Annotated in this window: 11 protein-coding genes; 7 read left to right on the top strand and 4 right to left on the bottom strand. The window is 68.6% G+C overall.

Features of this window, described 5'->3' with window-relative positions:
• Window positions 1-190: 190 nt before the first annotated feature.
• The 7 genes from phoB to PQU96_RS03610 all read left to right on the top strand — a co-directional run bounded on the left by phoB (window position 191) and on the right by PQU96_RS03610 (window position 8617).
• Complete coding sequence (gene phoB / locus PQU96_RS03640; RefSeq protein ID WP_272770891.1) at window positions 191-880, top strand: phosphate regulon transcriptional regulator PhoB; 690 nt, start codon at window positions 191-193, stop codon at window positions 878-880.
• Window positions 881-884: 4 nt separating this feature from the next.
• Window positions 885-2189 (top strand): phosphate regulon sensor histidine kinase PhoR, encoded by a 1305-nt coding sequence (phoR, locus tag PQU96_RS03635; protein ID WP_272770890.1) that lies wholly within the window; start codon window positions 885-887, stop codon window positions 2187-2189.
• A gap of 138 nt (window positions 2190-2327) precedes the next feature.
• The gene (gene tal, locus PQU96_RS03630; RefSeq protein WP_272770889.1) at window positions 2328-3389 is read left to right on the top strand and encodes a transaldolase; all 1062 of its coding nucleotides are present in this window, start codon (window positions 2328-2330) and stop codon (window positions 3387-3389) included.
• Between the two features lie 205 nt (window positions 3390-3594).
• Window positions 3595-5019, top strand: a complete 1425-nt coding sequence (locus tag PQU96_RS03625) for a sensor domain-containing diguanylate cyclase (RefSeq protein ID WP_272770888.1) — start codon at window positions 3595-3597, stop codon at window positions 5017-5019.
• Between the two features lie 118 nt (window positions 5020-5137).
• Window positions 5138-6079 carry an oxygen-dependent tRNA uridine(34) hydroxylase TrhO gene (gene trhO / locus PQU96_RS03620; protein WP_272770887.1) on the top strand — a complete coding sequence of 314 codons (942 nt, stop codon included), beginning with the start codon at window positions 5138-5140 and terminating at the stop codon, window positions 6077-6079.
• Between the two features lie 158 nt (window positions 6080-6237).
• On the top strand, window positions 6238-7446 hold the full coding sequence (locus PQU96_RS03615) for a winged helix-turn-helix domain-containing protein (protein ID WP_272770886.1): 1209 nt from the start codon (window positions 6238-6240) through the stop codon (window positions 7444-7446).
• Window positions 7447-7513: 67 nt separating this feature from the next.
• Complete coding sequence (locus PQU96_RS03610; RefSeq protein ID WP_272770885.1) at window positions 7514-8617, top strand: methyl-accepting chemotaxis protein; 1104 nt, start codon at window positions 7514-7516, stop codon at window positions 8615-8617.
• A 98-nt stretch (window positions 8618-8715) separates the two neighbouring features.
• On the opposite strand, the gene PQU96_RS03605 is transcribed toward PQU96_RS03610, so the two are convergent.
• From PQU96_RS03605 to ppc, 4 genes are all read right to left on the bottom strand, one after another.
• Entirely contained in the window at window positions 8716-11730 is a 3015-nt protein-coding gene (locus PQU96_RS03605; RefSeq protein ID WP_272770884.1) for a DNA translocase FtsK, read from the bottom strand.
• Window positions 11731-11804: 74 nt separating this feature from the next.
• Complete coding sequence (rarD, locus tag PQU96_RS03600) at window positions 11805-12719, bottom strand: EamA family transporter RarD (protein WP_272770883.1); 915 nt, start codon at window positions 12717-12719, stop codon at window positions 11805-11807.
• Between the two features lie 117 nt (window positions 12720-12836).
• Entirely contained in the window at window positions 12837-13409 is a 573-nt protein-coding gene (locus tag PQU96_RS03595) for a DUF1003 domain-containing protein (RefSeq protein WP_272770882.1), read from the bottom strand.
• Window positions 13410-13564: 155 nt separating this feature from the next.
• Complete coding sequence (gene ppc / locus PQU96_RS03590) at window positions 13565-16273, bottom strand: phosphoenolpyruvate carboxylase (protein WP_272770881.1); 2709 nt, start codon at window positions 16271-16273, stop codon at window positions 13565-13567.
• Window positions 16274-16314: the final 41 nt, after the last annotated feature.

The raw sequence follows: 16314 nt of genomic DNA, 5'->3' as shown, positions 1-16314 counted from the left end.
TAATTACGTTTAAATTAAATCCGCCACGGGAACGGCGCCCATCCGTGACATAATCGGGCGCCCTGTCCGGCAAGCAGCGGCATAACGTGCCATTTCTTTGGCATAAATCGTGCAAACGCATGAAGCGTCATATTTCTGTAACGACCGCTTTCTATCCTTGCCATAATTTCCAATGGGAGGATGCCCACACATGGCTGCCAATATCTTGCTTGTCGAAGACGAGCCCGCGATCCAGGAACTGATTGCCTTCAACCTGACCCAGGCCGGCCATCACGTGCTGCGCGCCAGCACCGCCGAAGCGGCCATGGTACTGGTGAAGAACGCCCTGCCCGACCTGATCCTGCTGGACTGGATGCTGCCGGGCGCCTCCGGCGTCGAGATCGCGCGCAAGCTGCGCGGCGACGAGCGCACGCGCCAGATCCCGATCATCATGCTCACCGCCCGCTCCGAAGAGCAGGACAAGGTGCAGGGGCTGGAGGCCGGCGCCGACGACTACATCACCAAGCCGTTCTCGCCGCGCGAGATGCTGGCCCGCATCAAGGCGGTGCTGCGCCGCCGCGCACCGCAGATGACCGACGACGCGGTCGAGGTGAAGGGCCTGCGCCTGGATCCGGCCACCCACCGCGTGCAGGGCAACGGCGACACCATCGACCTCGGCCCCACCGAATTCCGCCTGCTTCACTTCTTCATGACCCACGCCGAACGCGTGCACTCGCGCACCCAGCTCTTGGACCAGGTGTGGGGCGACCATATTTTTGTCGAGGAACGCACCGTCGACGTGCACATCCGCCGCCTGCGCAGCGCACTGGAGGCCACCGGCCACGACGCGCTGATCCAGACCGTGCGCGGCACCGGCTACCGTTTCTCGGCACAGGGGTAATCCATTGACTGACTTCGCGCGGCGTTCGCTGGGCTGGCTGTTCGCCATCAGCAGCATCGCTTTCGGCTTTTCGCTGGTCTACGGCCCGGACATCGGGCTGCTGGTGCTGTCCGCCCAGCTGCTGCTGTGGCTGGGCTTCCATCTCCATCACATCGGCCTGCTGCTGCGCTGGCTGCAGCGGCCGGCTCCCGGCCGCATCCCGGAAGGCTACGGCATCTGGCACAACGCCTTCATGGCGCTGTACCGCCAGGCGCGCAAGCAGAAGCAGAGCAAGCGCAAGTTGGCCAGCATCCTCGACCGCTTCATCAACGCCGGCGAGGCGATGCCGGACGGCGTGGTGGTGCTGGACGAGTACGACCGCATCGAGTGGGTGAACCCGGTCGGCGTCGAGCACTTCGGCCTCAATCCGCAGACCGACGTCGGCAACCAGATCCTCAACCTGGTGCGCCAGCCCTCCTTCCACACCTATATGGCGGCGCAGAGCTACAGCCAGCCGCTGATCATGCACAGCATGACCCCGGACGAGCGCGTGCTGTCCATCCAGCTGGTGCCGTTCGACATCACCCGCAAGCTGCTGCTGTCGCGCGACATCACCCAGCTGGAGCGGGTGCAGACCGTGCACCGCGACTTCGTCGCCAACGTGTCGCACGAGCTGCGCACGCCGCTGACCGTGGTCGGCGGCTTCCTGGAGACGCTGTCGGAAATGCCCGAGGTCGACGACGCCACCCTGCGCCAGTTCCTGCCGCTGATGCTGGAGCAGTCGCGGCGGATGCAGAGCCTGGTCGAGGACCTGCTGACGCTGTCGCGCATCGAGAACAGTCCGCGCAGCATGGCGCAGGAGACGGTGGACATGGACCAGATGCTGGACACGCTGATGGTGGAAGCCGAGGGCCTGTCCCAGGGCCGCCACCGGATCACGCTGGACAAGCGCTGCCCGCGCTGGCTGCGCGGCAATGCGCAGGAGCTGCACTCGGCGTTCGGCAACCTGGTGTCCAACGCGGTGCGCTACACGCCGGAGGGCGGCAGCATCACCCTCAGCTGGCAGGAGGCGGACGAGGGCCGCGCCGTGTTCAGCGTCAGCGACACTGGCATCGGCATCCCGCGCGAACACCTGCCGCGCCTGACCGAGCGCTTCTACCGCGTCGACCGCGGCCGCTCGCGCGGCAACGGCGGAACCGGCCTAGGCCTTGCCATCGTCAAGCACGTGCTGGCGCGCCACCACGCGCGGCTGGAAATCCACAGCGAGCCGGACAAGGGCAGCTGCTTCAGCGTGATCTTCAACGCCGAACAGCTGACCGCCCGCGAATAATGCGGCCGCCGCACGGCGCGTAGTCGCCGATGTACCGGCGACAGGCCCGGGCCGCCGCGCTGTAGTCCCTTTGCTTCAGCGCGGCCGCACGCTACGATGGGGTGCCAAAAAATGAAACCGACAACCGGGACCCGCACCATGAATCGTCTACAAGCCATCCGCCCCTTCGGCCAGCGCATCTGGCTGGACAACCTGTCGCGCGAACTGATCGCCAGCGGCGAACTGGCCCGCCTGCTGGCCGACGACGGCATCGCCGGCGTCACCTCCAATCCGGCCATCTTCCACAAGGCGATCAGCACCGACCCGCGCTACCGCGACGAGCTGGCCCAGCTCAAGACCGACGCCACACTGAGCGCCGAACAGCGCTACGAGACGCTGGTCATCGCCGACATCCGGGCAGCCTGCGACCTCACCCTGCCGCAGTACCGCGCCACCAGTGGCGACGACGGCTACGTGTCGCTGGAAGTGTCGCCAGCGCTGGCGCACGACGAAGCCGGCACCCTCGCCGCCGCGCGCCGCCTGTGGGCGGCGATCGACCGCCCGAACGCGATGATCAAGATCCCGGCCACACCGGAGGGCATCGCCGCCTTCCGCACGCTGACCGCCGAGGGCGTCAACGTCAACATCACGCTGCTGTTCTCGCTGAAGCAGGTCGAGGCGGTGTGGGATGCCTACCTCGCCGGCCTCACCGCGCGCCACGCCGCCGGCCAGCCGCTGCGTCACGTCAAGGCGGTGGCCAGCTTCTTCCTGTCGCGCGTCGACAGCCTGCTCGATCCACAACTGCCGGCCGAACTGCAGGGCAAGGCGGCGATCGCGCTGGCCAAGGCCGCCTACCGGCGCTACCTGCAGCGCTTCCACGGCGCCGAGTTCGCCGCGCTGCACGCCGCCGGCGCGCGGCCGCAGTTCCTGCTGTGGGCGTCCACCGGCACCAAGAACGCGGCCTACTCCGACGTGCTGTACGTGGAGAGCCTGATCGGCGCCGACACCGTCAACACCGTGCCGGATGCCACGCTGGCGCTTTTCCGCGACCACGGTCACGCCGCCGCCACGCTGGCCGCCGACGGCGACGCGGCGCTGGCCACGCTGGCCGCGGCAGAGGCTGCCGGCATCGACTTTGACGCCGTCGGCGAGCAGCTGCAGCGCGATGGCCTCGCGCTGTTCGAGAAGGCGTTTGCCGAGCTGCTGCAGCTCACCGCCTGAGCCTGGACATCGCGCATGAAAAAACGGCGACCGCACGGTCGCCGTTTTTTTTGCGGCCAACGTTGGCCGCAAGCGCCATCGCGATAACGGCTGACATGGATCACATTTAGCCCTTGGTCGGCGCAGGGTTATCGGCCGATAATGGCCACAACAGCAGGCGGCAGCGACCGCCTGCCGCAACCGACAGCCCCTGCCCGTGCCCGCCATGACGACTTCTCCCCGCTACCACCACGCGCTGTTACTGGTCCTGCTCTACGTGAGCCTGGCCTGGCTGGGCATGTGGCTGGCGGCGAAACCGCCGTCCTCGCTGACCGTGGTGTGGCTGCCCTCCGGCATCGGCCTGATCATGCTGCTGCTGGCCGGCCGGCGCGGCCTGCCGCTGGTGCTGCTGTCCAGCGCCATCGCCAATGCCGGCGGCTGGCTGTTCTTCGGCGGCAGCTGGGGCACCGCGCTGCTGGCCGGGCTGCTGCTGGCGCCGTTCGACAGCCTGCAAAGCTGGCTGGCGTGGCGCGGCTGCGGCGCGTCGCGGCGCCTGCTGAACGACGTCGCCGGCCTACAGCGCTTCTTCTGGCGCGTGTGCCTGCTGCCGCCACTGCTGACCACCTGGGCGATGTACCTGATCAACCACGAACTCGGCGCGCCGGCCACCGCACAGGGCCATCTGGCCGGGCTGGCGATGATGACCGCCGGCGATTGCCTGGGCCTGTTCGTGGTCACTCCGCTGTACCTGGTGCTGCGCGAGGTGCCGTGGCCGCGGCTGGCGGGGCTCACGCTGAAAATCGCGGCGCTGGTGGCGCTGCCGCTGCTGCTGGCGCAGGGCGTGCACCCGTGGCTGATCTGGCTGCTGGGGCTGACGCTGATCTATGTCGCCATCCGCTACCGCATCGTCGGCTCCAGCATCGCGGTGGCGCTGCTCACCCTCGCCAGCCTGTTGCTGTTGCTGAGCGAACTGGGGCCGCAGCTGGCCTACGAACACAGCCTGAGCTACGTCGCGCTGTCGCTGATGATCCTGTCGGTGGGGCTGGCGCCGCACTGCATCGGACTGGTGATCCAGCAGCTGGACGACGTCAACCACACGCTGGAACAGCGCGTCGCCGAGCGCACCCGCGCGCTGCGCGAGGTGCAGAAGCAGCTGGAGACCATGGCCTACAGCGACAGCCTGACCGGCCTTGGCAACCGCCACGCCTTCTACATCCGGCTGCAGGAAGAACAGGAGCGCGCCATCCGCCGCGGCCGCCGCTTCGCGTTGGCGCTGCTGGACATCGACCACTTCAAGCGCATCAACGACAGCTACGGCCACCAGACCGGCGACGAGGTACTGCGCGCGGTGGCGGTGCTGATGCAGGACAGCGTGCGCACCATCGACCGCGTCTACCGCTGGGGCGGCGAGGAATTCATGATCCTCTTTCCGGATGCCGGCGCCGACGATGCGATGGTGCCGCTGCAGCGCATCTGCCAGCTGATCGGCATGCAGCCGCTGAACACCGGCAAGGGCGAGCTGTACACCTCGGTCAGCATCGGCGTCACCGAATTCGCCGGGCGCCACGATGCCATCGACGCGCTGATCGGCCGCGTCGACGCGCTGCTGTACCAGGCCAAGCGCGACGGCCGCAACCGCATCGCGCGCTGACCGCCAGCGAGCGGCACCGCGTTGGCCGCCGTGCCGGCCTGGGGTAAACTTGCCGGCTGCGCCAATTCCGGCGCGCCCCGGTCCGCCCTTTACGCGGGCGACCACCTGGAGACCACCGATGCACACCCACCACCCCATCGTCGTCGCCGCGCTGTACCGGTTTGTCACCCTGACCGACTACGTCGCGCTGCGCGAACCGCTGCACCAGGCCATGCTGGCCAATGACGTCAAGGGCACGCTGCTGCTGGCCGAAGAAGGCATCAACGGCACCGTCGCCGGCAGCCGCGAGGGCATCGACGCGCTGCTGGCCTGGCTGAAAAGCGACCCACGCATGGCGGCGCTGGAGCACAAGGAATCGTACTGCGACGAGCAGCCGTTCTACCGCACCAAGGTCAAGCTGAAGAAGGAAATTGTCACCCTGGGCGTGCCCGGCGTCGACCCCAACAAGACCGTCGGCACCTACGTCAAGCCGCAGGACTGGAACGCCCTCATCAGCGACCCGGAAGTGCTGGTCATCGACACCCGCAACGACTACGAGGTCGCCATCGGCAGCTTTAAGCGCGCGATCGACCCGAAAACCGCCAGCTTCCGCGAATTCCCCGAGTACGTGAAACAGCACTTCGACCCGGCGGTGCACAAGAAGGTGGCGATGTTCTGCACCGGCGGCATCCGCTGCGAGAAGGCCTCCAGCTACATGCTGAACGAGGGCTTTGCCGAGGTGTACCACCTGCAGGGCGGCATCCTGAAATACCTGGAAGAAGTGCCGGCGGAACAAAGCCTGTGGCAGGGCGACTGCTTCGTGTTCGACAACCGCGTCACCGTGCGCCACGACCTGAGCGAAGGCGAGTACGAGCTGTGTCACGCCTGCCGCCAGCCGGTGTCGGCCGCCGAGCGTGCCTCCGAACACTACAGCCCCGGCATCAGCTGCCCGCACTGCTGGGATACGCTCAGCGAGAAAACCCGCGCCAAGGCTCGCGAGCGGCAGAAGCAGATCGAGCTCGCGCGCCGGCGCAACCAGCCCAATCCGCTGGGCCGCAGCATGGTGCACGGCGAGGACTGAGCGCCTGCTCAGGTCCCGACGCCACACAAGCTTGGCCGCAACATTGCGGCCAACCTTCTCATGCCGGCCACCCGCGATCATGGCGCGGCGACGCCCCTTCCCCGCCGCGTGGCGGACGCGCTATGCTGTCGGCTTATCCCGATGCCACGGCACGCCGCATGAGCCACCTGCACCTGTCCCTCCCGCACGCCCGGGCGCTGCACCTGCACGCACAGGGCCTCGCCACCCCGCCGCGCCGCAAGGCCGCCAAGGCCGACGTGCTCGCCGCCATCCGCCGCATGGCGCTGCTGCAGATCGACACCATCAGCGTGGTCGCGCGCAGCCCTTACCTCGTGCTGTTCAGCCGCCTCGGCCACTACGACCCGGCGTGGCTGGACGCGCTGCTGGCCGAGGGCGCGCTGTTCGAATACTGGGCGCACGAGGCCTGCTTCGTGCCCGTCGAGGACTACCGCCTGCTGCGCCACCGCATGCTGGACCCGGCGGCGATGGGCTGGAAATTCTCGGTGGAATGGATGAACAAGCATCACGCCGAGATCGACGCCTTGGTCGAACACATCCGCGCCCACGGCCCGGTGCGTTCGCGCGACTTCGAGCGCCAGGGCGGCAAGGGCAACGGCTGGTGGGACTGGAAGCCGGAGAAACGCCATCTGGAGGTACTGTTCTGCAGCGGCCGGCTGATGGTGCGCGAGCGGCAGAATTTCCAGCGCGTGTACGACCTGGCCGAGCGGGTGCTGCCCGGCTGGGACGATGCGCGCGACCTGCCGACGCCGGAGGCGGCGCAGCGCGACATGGTGCGCGCCAGCTGCCGCGCGCTGGGCCTCGTCAAGACCGGCTGGGTCGCCGACTACTACCGCCTGAAGCGCGGCAAGTACGACGCGCTGCTGCACCAGCTGGCCGACGAGGGCGAACTGTTGCCGGCGCGCGTCGAAGGTTGGCCGCACCAGGTGTTCGTGCACCACAGCCTGCGCGAGGCGGCGCTGGACGACAGCCTGCGCGCCACCGCCACCACGCTGCTGTCGCCGTTCGACCCGGTGGTGTGGGACCGCAAGCGCGCGAGCGAACTGTTCGGCTTCGACTACCGCATCGAGTGCTACACCCCGGCCTCGCGGCGCCAGTTCGGCTACTTCGTGTTGCCCGTGCTCAGCCGCGGCCGCCTGGTCGGGCGGCTGGACGCCAAGGCGCACCGCGCGCAGGGCGTGTTCGAGGTCAAGGCGCTGTATCTGGAGGCCGGCGTGCGCCAGACACAGCGCCTGCGCGACGACCTGCTGCGCGCGCTGCAACGCGCCGCCGACTGGCACGGCACGCCGACGCTGGCCTTTGCCCGCCCCACCGAGCGCTGGCTGCAGCCATCATCGCCGGAAACTTGATCTGCCCGATTTGCCTACCGCCCGCCGCCGCGTAAGATGCGGCAACCACCACCCGAGGGGAATCCGCATGTTCTTCCGCCACACCCGCGCTGCCCTGCAGCAAGCCCAGAACGACAACACCACGCTGCAACAGGAAAACCGGCAGCTGCAGGCCCGCCTCGCCGCACTGGAGAGCGAGCACGCCAGCCAGCGCGCGCAGCTGGACACGCTGACGCGCGAACGCGCGATGCTGCAGGGGGTGTTCGCCAACATCGGCAGCTTCGGCAACTCGCTGGGCGGGGTGCAGCACTCGTTCCAGGGGCTGGCCGGCAGCCTCGGCCAGGAGAAGGACGCCGCGCACGCGATGGCGGCGCAGGCCGACGGCAACCGCAGCGATTTCCAGCTGATCGCCGGCAACCTGAAGACCATGTTCCAGCGCATCGAACAGGCGTCCACCAACGTCGCCACCCTGCACCAGCAGGCGGAGCAGATCGGCGGCATCGTGCGCCTGATCAAGGACATCGCGGACCAGACCAACCTTCTGGCGCTGAATGCGGCGATTGAGGCCGCGCGCGCCGGCGAATCCGGCCGCGGCTTCGCCGTGGTCGCCGACGAGGTGCGCAAGCTGGCCGAACGCACCGCCAAGGCCACCACCGAGATCGCCGGCCTGGTCGGCCAGATCCAGGCCGAGACCGAGAGCGCCAGGCACACCATGCAGCAGGGCGCCGACGACGCCAGCCGCTTCTCCGGCGACAGCGAACAGGCGATGCACAGCATGCAACGACTGTACGACCAGGCGCAGCACATGGAAATCACCATCGCCGCCGCCGCGCAGCTGTCCGGCGTCGAGCTGGCCAACCTGGAAGAGCTGGCGATGAAGCTGGAGGTGTACAAGGTGTTCATGGGCATCTCCAGCCTGCGCCCGGAACAGCTGCCGGACGAGACGCAATGCCGCCTCGGCCAGTGGTACTACGCCGGCGACGGCAAGGAAAGCTTCTCGCGCCTGCCCGGCTACGGCGCGCTGGAAGGCCCGCACCGCGAAGTACACCAGCACGCGCGCCGCGCGCTGGAGCTGTTCTATACCGGCAAACCCGACGCCGCGCTGCACGAGCTGGCGGCGATGGAGCAGGCCAACGCCAGCGTGATGGGCGGGCTGGAACGCATGCTGGGCGAGCTGAAAACGGTGGCCTGAGCCGGCGACATCAAGGTTGGCAGCAGAGAACGCGCGGCCGGTTCCCGCCATGAAAAACGGCAGCCCGCGGGCTGCCGTTTTGCTGCCGGAGAAGCGGCTCAGTAGTCGCCGCGCTGCGGCACCAGCACCGTGCGGTTGCCGTTGCTTTCCATCGCCGACACGATGCCGGCGGCTTCCATGTCCTCGATCAGCCGCGCAGCCCGGTTGTAGCCGATGCGCAGCTGGCGCTGCACCGAGGAGATCGACGCCTTGCGCGTGCGCAGCACGATCTCGACCGCCTCGTCGTACAGCGGGTCGCTCTCGCTCGCGGCCGCCGCACGGCCCTTGGCGTCCGCCTGTTCGTCGTCGGCCACCGATTCGCCGGTGAGCAGGCCTTCCACGTAGTCCGGCTCGCCCCACTGCTTCAGGTCCTCGACGATGGCATGCACCTCCTCGTCGGTAACAAACGCCCCGTGCACGCGCTGCGGGTAACCGGTGCCCGGCGGCAGGAACAGCATGTCGCCCTGCCCCAGCAGGCTCTCGGCGCCCATCTGGTCCAGAATGGTCCGGCTGTCGATCTTGCTGGACACCTGGAACGCGATGCGGGTCGGGATGTTGGCCTTGATCAGGCCGGTAATCACGTCCACCGACGGCCGCTGCGTGGCCAGAATCAAATGGATGCCGGCGGCACGCGCCTTCTGCGCCAGCCGCGCGATCAGCTCCTCGATCTTCTTGCCGGCCACCATCATCAGGTCGGCGAACTCGTCCACCACCACCACGATGAAGGGCAACGTGGCCAGCGGCTCCGGGGTTTCCGGGGTCAGGCTGAACGGGTTGCGCAAACGGCTGCCGGCGGCCTCGGCGGCACGCACCTTGTCGTTGTAGCCGGCCAGGTTGCGCACGCCGAGGTGGCTCATCAGCCGGTAGCGTTTTTCCATCTCGCCCACGCACCAGTTCAGCGCGTTGGCCGCCAGCTTCATGTCGGTCACCACCGGCGCCAGCAGGTGCGGGATGTCGTTGTACACCGACAGCTCCAGCATCTTGGGGTCGATCATGATGAAGCGCACTTCGTCCGGCGTCGCCTTGTACAGCATCGACAAGATCATCGCGTTGACGCCCACCGACTTGCCGGAGCCGGTGGTGCCGGCCACTAAGAGGTGCGGCGCCTTGGCCAGGTCCATCACCACCGGCGCGCCGCTGATGTCCTGCCCCAGCGCCAGCGTCAGCTTGGATGCGGAGTGCTGGAACACACCGGCGCCGAAGATCTCCGACAGGCGGATCATCTGCCGTTTCGGGTTCGGCAACTCCAGCCCCATGCAGGTCTTGCCGGGAATGGTTTCCACCACGCGGATGGAGGCCACGCCCAGCGCGCGCGACAGGTCCTTGGCCAGGTTCACCACCTGGCTGCCGCGCACGCCGACCGCCGGCTCCACCTCGTAGCGGGTGATCACCGGGCCGGCGTAGGCGTCCACCACCGCCACTTTCACCTTGAACTCGGCGCATTTTTCCTCGATCAGGATGCCGCGCTCGATCAGGTAGTCCTCGCTCTGCACCGCCTTGTCGCTTTCCGGCGGCCGCAGCAGGTCCAGCGACGGCAGGCAGGCGTCGCCGTACACCACCGGCACGCTGTGCGGTTTGGGCGCCGGGGTTACGGTGGCGGGCGCTGCGGCCAACGTTTCGGCGCTGTCGGGCTGCGCCGGCACGTCAAAAGGTGCAGCAACAAGGTTGGCCGCAGGCGCCGGCTCGTCGATCAGCTGCCACACCAGGCCGGCGGGGGCGGTGTCCTCGACAATCTCCTCGGCGGCCTCCTCGGACTCCGGCTCGTCGTCGGCCAGCAGGTGCCAGACGATGTCGGCGCCGGCGGCATCCGTCAGCGCGCTACCCTCTTCCGACTCTTCAAGCTCTGCCGCTGCCCCCGCTTCTACGGCCGGTACCTGGGCCATCTCCGCAACGGGAGGCGACACGGTGACGGCGCCATCCGACAGCGGCTCCGCCAGCGCGGCGCTGGCCGCAGCGGTCTCCGTGTCGGACATGGCGGCAAGCCAGGCGCTGGCCATCGGCGTAGCGACGGTCGGCGACGGGGTGAACTCTTCCGGCTCGGCGGTGACCGTGGTCGGTGCCGCGGCGGCCGCCACTTGCTGCACGGCGAAGGTTGGCCGCACCGGCTCGGCGGTGGCGACGAGCAGCGCGGCGTCATCGGCAACGGGGGCGTCAACGGTCGGCAGCGGCGTGGCGACCGCCGCTTGCATGATGGCGCTGGCCACCGGCGGCACAGGCAAAACGGGTGACACGGGCGGCTTCGGCGCGACCGGCTGGCTGGTGGCGGCAGGCGGCACACTGGCGACACGCACCGGCGGCGGGCTGGCCGGCTTCATGGCGGGCGCGGGCGTGGCCGGTGCGGCGGCACCGCCAAAGCGTGAAGCGGCGCCGAACAGCGCCTCGGCATTGCGCTGCCGCGTCTGCTCGTCCGGGCGGCTGGCAAGCGAGGGCTTGCGCATCACCGGCGTCGGCTGCAGCACCACGGTGGGCTTCGGCGGCGGCGGTGCACTGTCGCGCTTGCCGTGCAGCTGCTGCAGGCTGGCGCGCACCTCGTCCGGGTCGATCAGCGGCAGCGCGCTGTCCTCGTCCTGCCGCTGCAGGCGGCGCTGGCGGCGTTCGCTGGCGGCCAGCTTCTGCCGCCGCTGCACGTCGCTTTGCAGGTTGTGCTGCACTTCGGCCAGACCGATCACCGGCAGCCTGTCGGCTTGCGCGGCGGCCGCGGGTGCCGGCTTGCGGGTGTAGCGCGACGGCACCGCCTGCGGCAGCTCGACCCGTGGCAGCTCGACCCGTGACGATTCGACCGGGGCCGGCGCGACCGTTGCGGCGACGGGGCCGCTGGCCACGTCGTCCCCGGCCTGCAGTCCGCTGCGCCGCGGCGGGCGCGGGGTGGCGCGCGGCGTCCACGGCTGTCCGTCCGGCGGCAGTTCGGCGGCGGGCGGCTCGCCCGGTGCTGGCGTCATGGCGTCATCGTCCGCCGCGTCGGCGAACAGCTCATCCCAGCGCGCCTGCAAGGGCGTGTTTTTCAGCCGGCCGCTGTTCAGCGCCCACAGCAGCAGCACCACAAACAACAGGGGTAAGGTCAGCAACCACAACATGGAGAGATCCGCTTCTGTAACTGGTTTAGGCGCGCCGGCGGCGCGCAGGGGCAGAATTGTACACCTGCGCCGGCTCAGTGCGCCGGGCCGGGCGACTGCTTGCGCTGCTGGCGCAGGGTGTGTACACCGGTGAGCAGCACCGCCAGCCAGATCGGACCGTAGGTCAGCAGCCGGTCGGCGGACAGCGGCTCGCCGAGGAAGGTGATCGCCAGCAGGAACAGCAGCGCCGGCTCGACATAACCCAGCAGCCCCCACAGCCCCATCGGCAGCAGGTGGCTGGCGGTGATGTTGAGCAGCAGCGCCACCGAGCTGATCAGGCCGAGGCCGGCCAGCAGCGGCCAGAACAGCGGCTGCGCCAGCACGCCCCAGGCCGTCTCGCCCTGCTGGTAGAGCAGCAGCAGCGCCACCGGGAAGATCAGCAGCATTTCCAGCGCGAAGCCAGACACCGGCTCCATCTTGCTGAGGCGGCGCAGCACGAAGTACGGCGGGTAGCCGAGCACCACCAGCAGCGTCGGCCAGGCGATGGCGCGCGTCAGCCACAGCTCGTGCAGCACGCCCAGCAGCGCCAGCGCCACCGCGATGCACTGCAGCCGGTACATGCGCTCGCCGTACAGCACACGGCCGACCAGCACCATCACCAGCGGCGTCAGGAAGTAGCCCATCGACACCGCCACCGTCTGCCCGTTCAGTGGCGCCCACAGGAACACCCACAGCTGTACCGCGTTCAGCGCCGCCATCAGTGGCACCAGCGCCCACAGCGCCGGCTCGCGCACGAAGCGGCGCAGCAGCGCGGCCAGCGCCTCGCGCTTGCGGGTCAGGTGCACGATCAGCAGCACGCCGGGCAGCGTGCAGATCATGCGCCAGGCGAAGATGGCCAGCCCGTCCAGCGGCCGCAGCAGGGTGGTATAGCCGGACAGCACCGCGAACAGCAGCGAGGCGGCGAGCGAGAACGCGATTCCGCGTCCGGACGGGGCAACAGGGTGCGACATGACAAAACCGATCGAGGGATGGGGGTAGCCCGCTATCCTGCCCGTGCCGCAGCGCAGCAGCAAGCGCCGGCTGCAAACCATCCGCGCCGGATGGCGCTTACCTGCGGCGTGGCCGCGTCAGCCGGCCGGTGGCGCGTCCTTGTCCGCCGCACCGTGATACGGCTGCCGCTGCCATGCCTTCTGGCCCTGCTTGAGCAACTCCAGATCGGACAGCAGCTCCCACGTCAGGTGATCCATGCGCTTGTGCAGGCCGTCGATCGCGGCCTCGGCCTTGAGGTTGACCTCGAAGTCGCGAATCATCGTCATGCGGTCGCGCGTGGTCTGCCGGTTCTGCGACATCATGATGATCGGCGCCTGGATCGCCGCCAGCATCGACAGCATCAGGTTGAGGAAGATATAGGGATACGGGTCGAAGGCGCGGGCGCCCAGTACTTCGCTGTTCAGCAAGGCCCAGCCGAACAGGAAAGCGCCGAAAATCATGATAAAGGTCCACGAGCCGCCGAACTCCGCCACGCGGTCGGCCAGGCGCTCGCCGAAAGTGGGACCGCGATCGGGCAGCGCACTTTCCGGGCGCACCGATTGCAGTTTGCGCGAGATGCGCATCAGCGCCTGCAGTTCGCGCTCGGACAAGCCGCCCACGCCGGTATGCAGCAGGTGTTCCGCCAGATACTGAATGTCTTTGCTGCTCATGCTGCTCACCCTTGTGCTGCGAAATGGACCGGCGCTCATTGTCCTCCCGCACCCGGCGGCGCCATAGCGGCAAACGGTGTCGAGATGTAACCGTTTGTAGCCATAAAAAACGGCCACCCGCAGGTGGCCGTTGCCGTTACCGGGCAGGTGCAGCATCAGCCGCTGTTGCGCAGGCCGGCGGAGATGCCGTTGATGGTGAGGTGAATCGCGTACAGCGCCTCCTCGTCATCCGGCTCGTCGCGCAGGCGCTTGAGCAGCTGGACCTGCAGCAGGTTGAGCGCGTCGAGGTACGGCAACCGGGTGTCCAGCGAGCGCGCCAGCGTCGGGTTGGTTTCCAGCAGTTTCTGCTGCCCGGTGATGGCGAAGAACGCCGCCAGCGTCTTGTCGTGCTCGGCCTGCAGGCGGCCGAACAGGCGGTCGGTCAGCGCGGCATCGCCGACCAGCGCCGCGTAACGGCGCGCGATCTCCAGATCGGCCTTGGCCAGCACCTGCTCCATATTCGACAGCATCACCTGGAAGAACGGCGACGCCTGGTGCAGCGCGCGCAGCTGGGCGAGACCTTTTTCCTCGCCGTGGGCGTCGAGGAAGGCATGCACTGCGGAGCCGAAGCCGTACCAGCCCGGCAGCATCACCCGCGACTGCGACCACGAGAACACCCACGGGATGGCGCGCAGGTCCTTGATGCTGGCCAGCGTCTTGCGCGAGGCCGGGCGGCTGCCGATGTTGAGCTTGGCGATGGCGCCGATCGGCGTCGCCTCCATGAAGTACTGCATGAAGCCGTCGGACTCCACCAGCGCGCGGTAGGTCTTGAACGCGTGGCCGGACAATTCCGCCAGCACGCTCTCGTCGGTGGCGCCGCTGTCGCTGTGCGCCAGCGTCGATTCCAGCGCCGCCGCCACCAGCGCCTCCAGGTTGCGGGTGGCGTTGTCCGGATCGGCGAACTTGGAGGTGATGATCTCACCCTGCTCGGTGATGCGAATGCGGCCAACCACGGTGCCGGCCGGCTGCGCCATGATCGCCTCGTAGGACGGGCCGCCGCCGCGGCCGACCGAGCCGCCGCGGCCGTGGAACAGGCGCATCTTGACGCCGGCGGCGTCGAACACGCGCACCAGGCGCTGCTCGGCCTGGTACAGCTCCCACTGGCTGGTGACGTAACCGCCGTCCTTGTTGCTGTCGGAGTAGCCCAGCATCACTTCCTGCACCCCGCCGCGGCTCTTCAAGAGCTGCTGGTACCACGGCAGCGCGAACAGCTGCTGCATGATGCCGGCGGCCGCGTCCAGATCGGCGATGGTTTCGAACAGCGGCACCAGGTTCAGGCTGACGCTCGGCGCGCCGTCCTGCAGCCGCAGCAGGCCGCTTTCCTTGGCCAGCAGCGCCAGCGCCAGGATGTCGGACACCGTGGCGCAGTTGGAGATGATGCACTGGCTGATGGCGTCGACGCCGAACTGCTGCTGGATCAGCGCGGCCTCGCGGAAGATGGCCAGCTCTTTTTCACTGTCGGCGCTGTAGCTGAGGAACGGCGAGTACAACAGGCGCGGCGTGGCCAGCTCGCGCAGCAACACGCGCACGCGGGCGGCTTCGTCCAGCGCCTCGTAGTGTTCCAGGTTGGCGTGGGCGAACAGCTCGCTGACCACGCCGGCGTGCTTCTCCGCGTGCTGGCGCAGGTCCAGCGGCATCAAGAAGAAGCCGAACACGTCCACCGCGCGCTGCAGCTTGCCCAGGCGACCGTCGAGCAGTAGTGCGCTGCCGTGGGCGACCAGCGAATCGGACAGCGCCTGCAGGTCGGCCTGCAGTCCGGCGGTGTCGGCGTAAGGCTCGCCGGCGGTCCAGCGCCCGCGCAGCGGCAGGTTCAGCCGCGCGGCGGTGGCCGACAGCCGGCCTTCGATGGTGGCCAGCGCCAGGCGGTACGGCTCCTCGCGGCGGCTGATGGCGGTGTCCGGCGACATCGCGGCCAACGTTTGCACCGCCACCGACACCTGCACGTGGCGCGACGACAGCGACAGCTCGCGGTACAGCCCGGCCAGCTCGTAGAAGTAGTGCTTGAATGCCACCTCCGCCTGCCGCGTCACCGCGTGGCGCAGCACCCTGGCGTCGACGTTGGGGTTGCCGTCGCGGTCGCCGCCGATCCAGCTGCCCACGCGCAGGAAGGACGGGATGGCGGCCTGTTCGCCCCACAGCTCGCGCACCTGGCGGCCCAGGCGTTCGTACAGCGCCGGAATGGCCTGGAAGAAGGACAGCGGGTGGTAGGCGACGCCGTTCTCGATCTCGTCGGCGACGGTCATCTTGAAGGAGCGGATCTCGGTGGTCTGCCACAACGAGTGGATCACGCGCTGCAGCTTGGCTTCCAGCTCCTGCTCTTCTTCGGGAGTGATCTCCGGCGAGGACAGCTGCGCCAGGAACTTGCGCACCGCACGGTGGCCGTCGAGCACGCTCTGGCGCTGCACTTCAGTCGGGTGCGCGGTCAGCACCGCGCTGACGCTGGCTTCCTGCAGCGCGCGGTTGAGTCTACCGAAATCGACACCGGCGTCGTGGATGTGGCTCAGCGCCCGCGCCAGGCTACCCTGCTGCGGCGCGCTACCGGCACGCTGGTGCGCACGGCGGCGGCGGGCGTGATGCAGGTCTTCGGCGATGTTGAACAGTTGCGAGTACAGGCCGCAGGCGCGCACCAGCGCGGTGGTCGCCGCCGGGCTCAGCCGGGAGACCAGCGCGTCGGCGCTGCGGTCGTGCTGTTGCGCGCCGCTGGGGATGGCGCGGATTTCCGTCACCACCTCCTCGCCGGCTTGCTCGCGCAGCAGGTTTTCCAGCAAACGATCGAGCCGCGCGATGTCGGCGCGCAGCGGTAAGTCCTTGTCCAGTTCCGTCATGCTCTGTTTTCCCTGATTGTTATGGTGATACGAATGCTGTG

It is taken from the genome of Vogesella margarita (genome assembly GCF_028548475.1).
GTDB lineage: Bacteria > Pseudomonadota > Gammaproteobacteria > Burkholderiales > Chromobacteriaceae > Vogesella > Vogesella margarita.
This window is presented reverse-complemented; position numbering and strand designations above follow the sequence as displayed.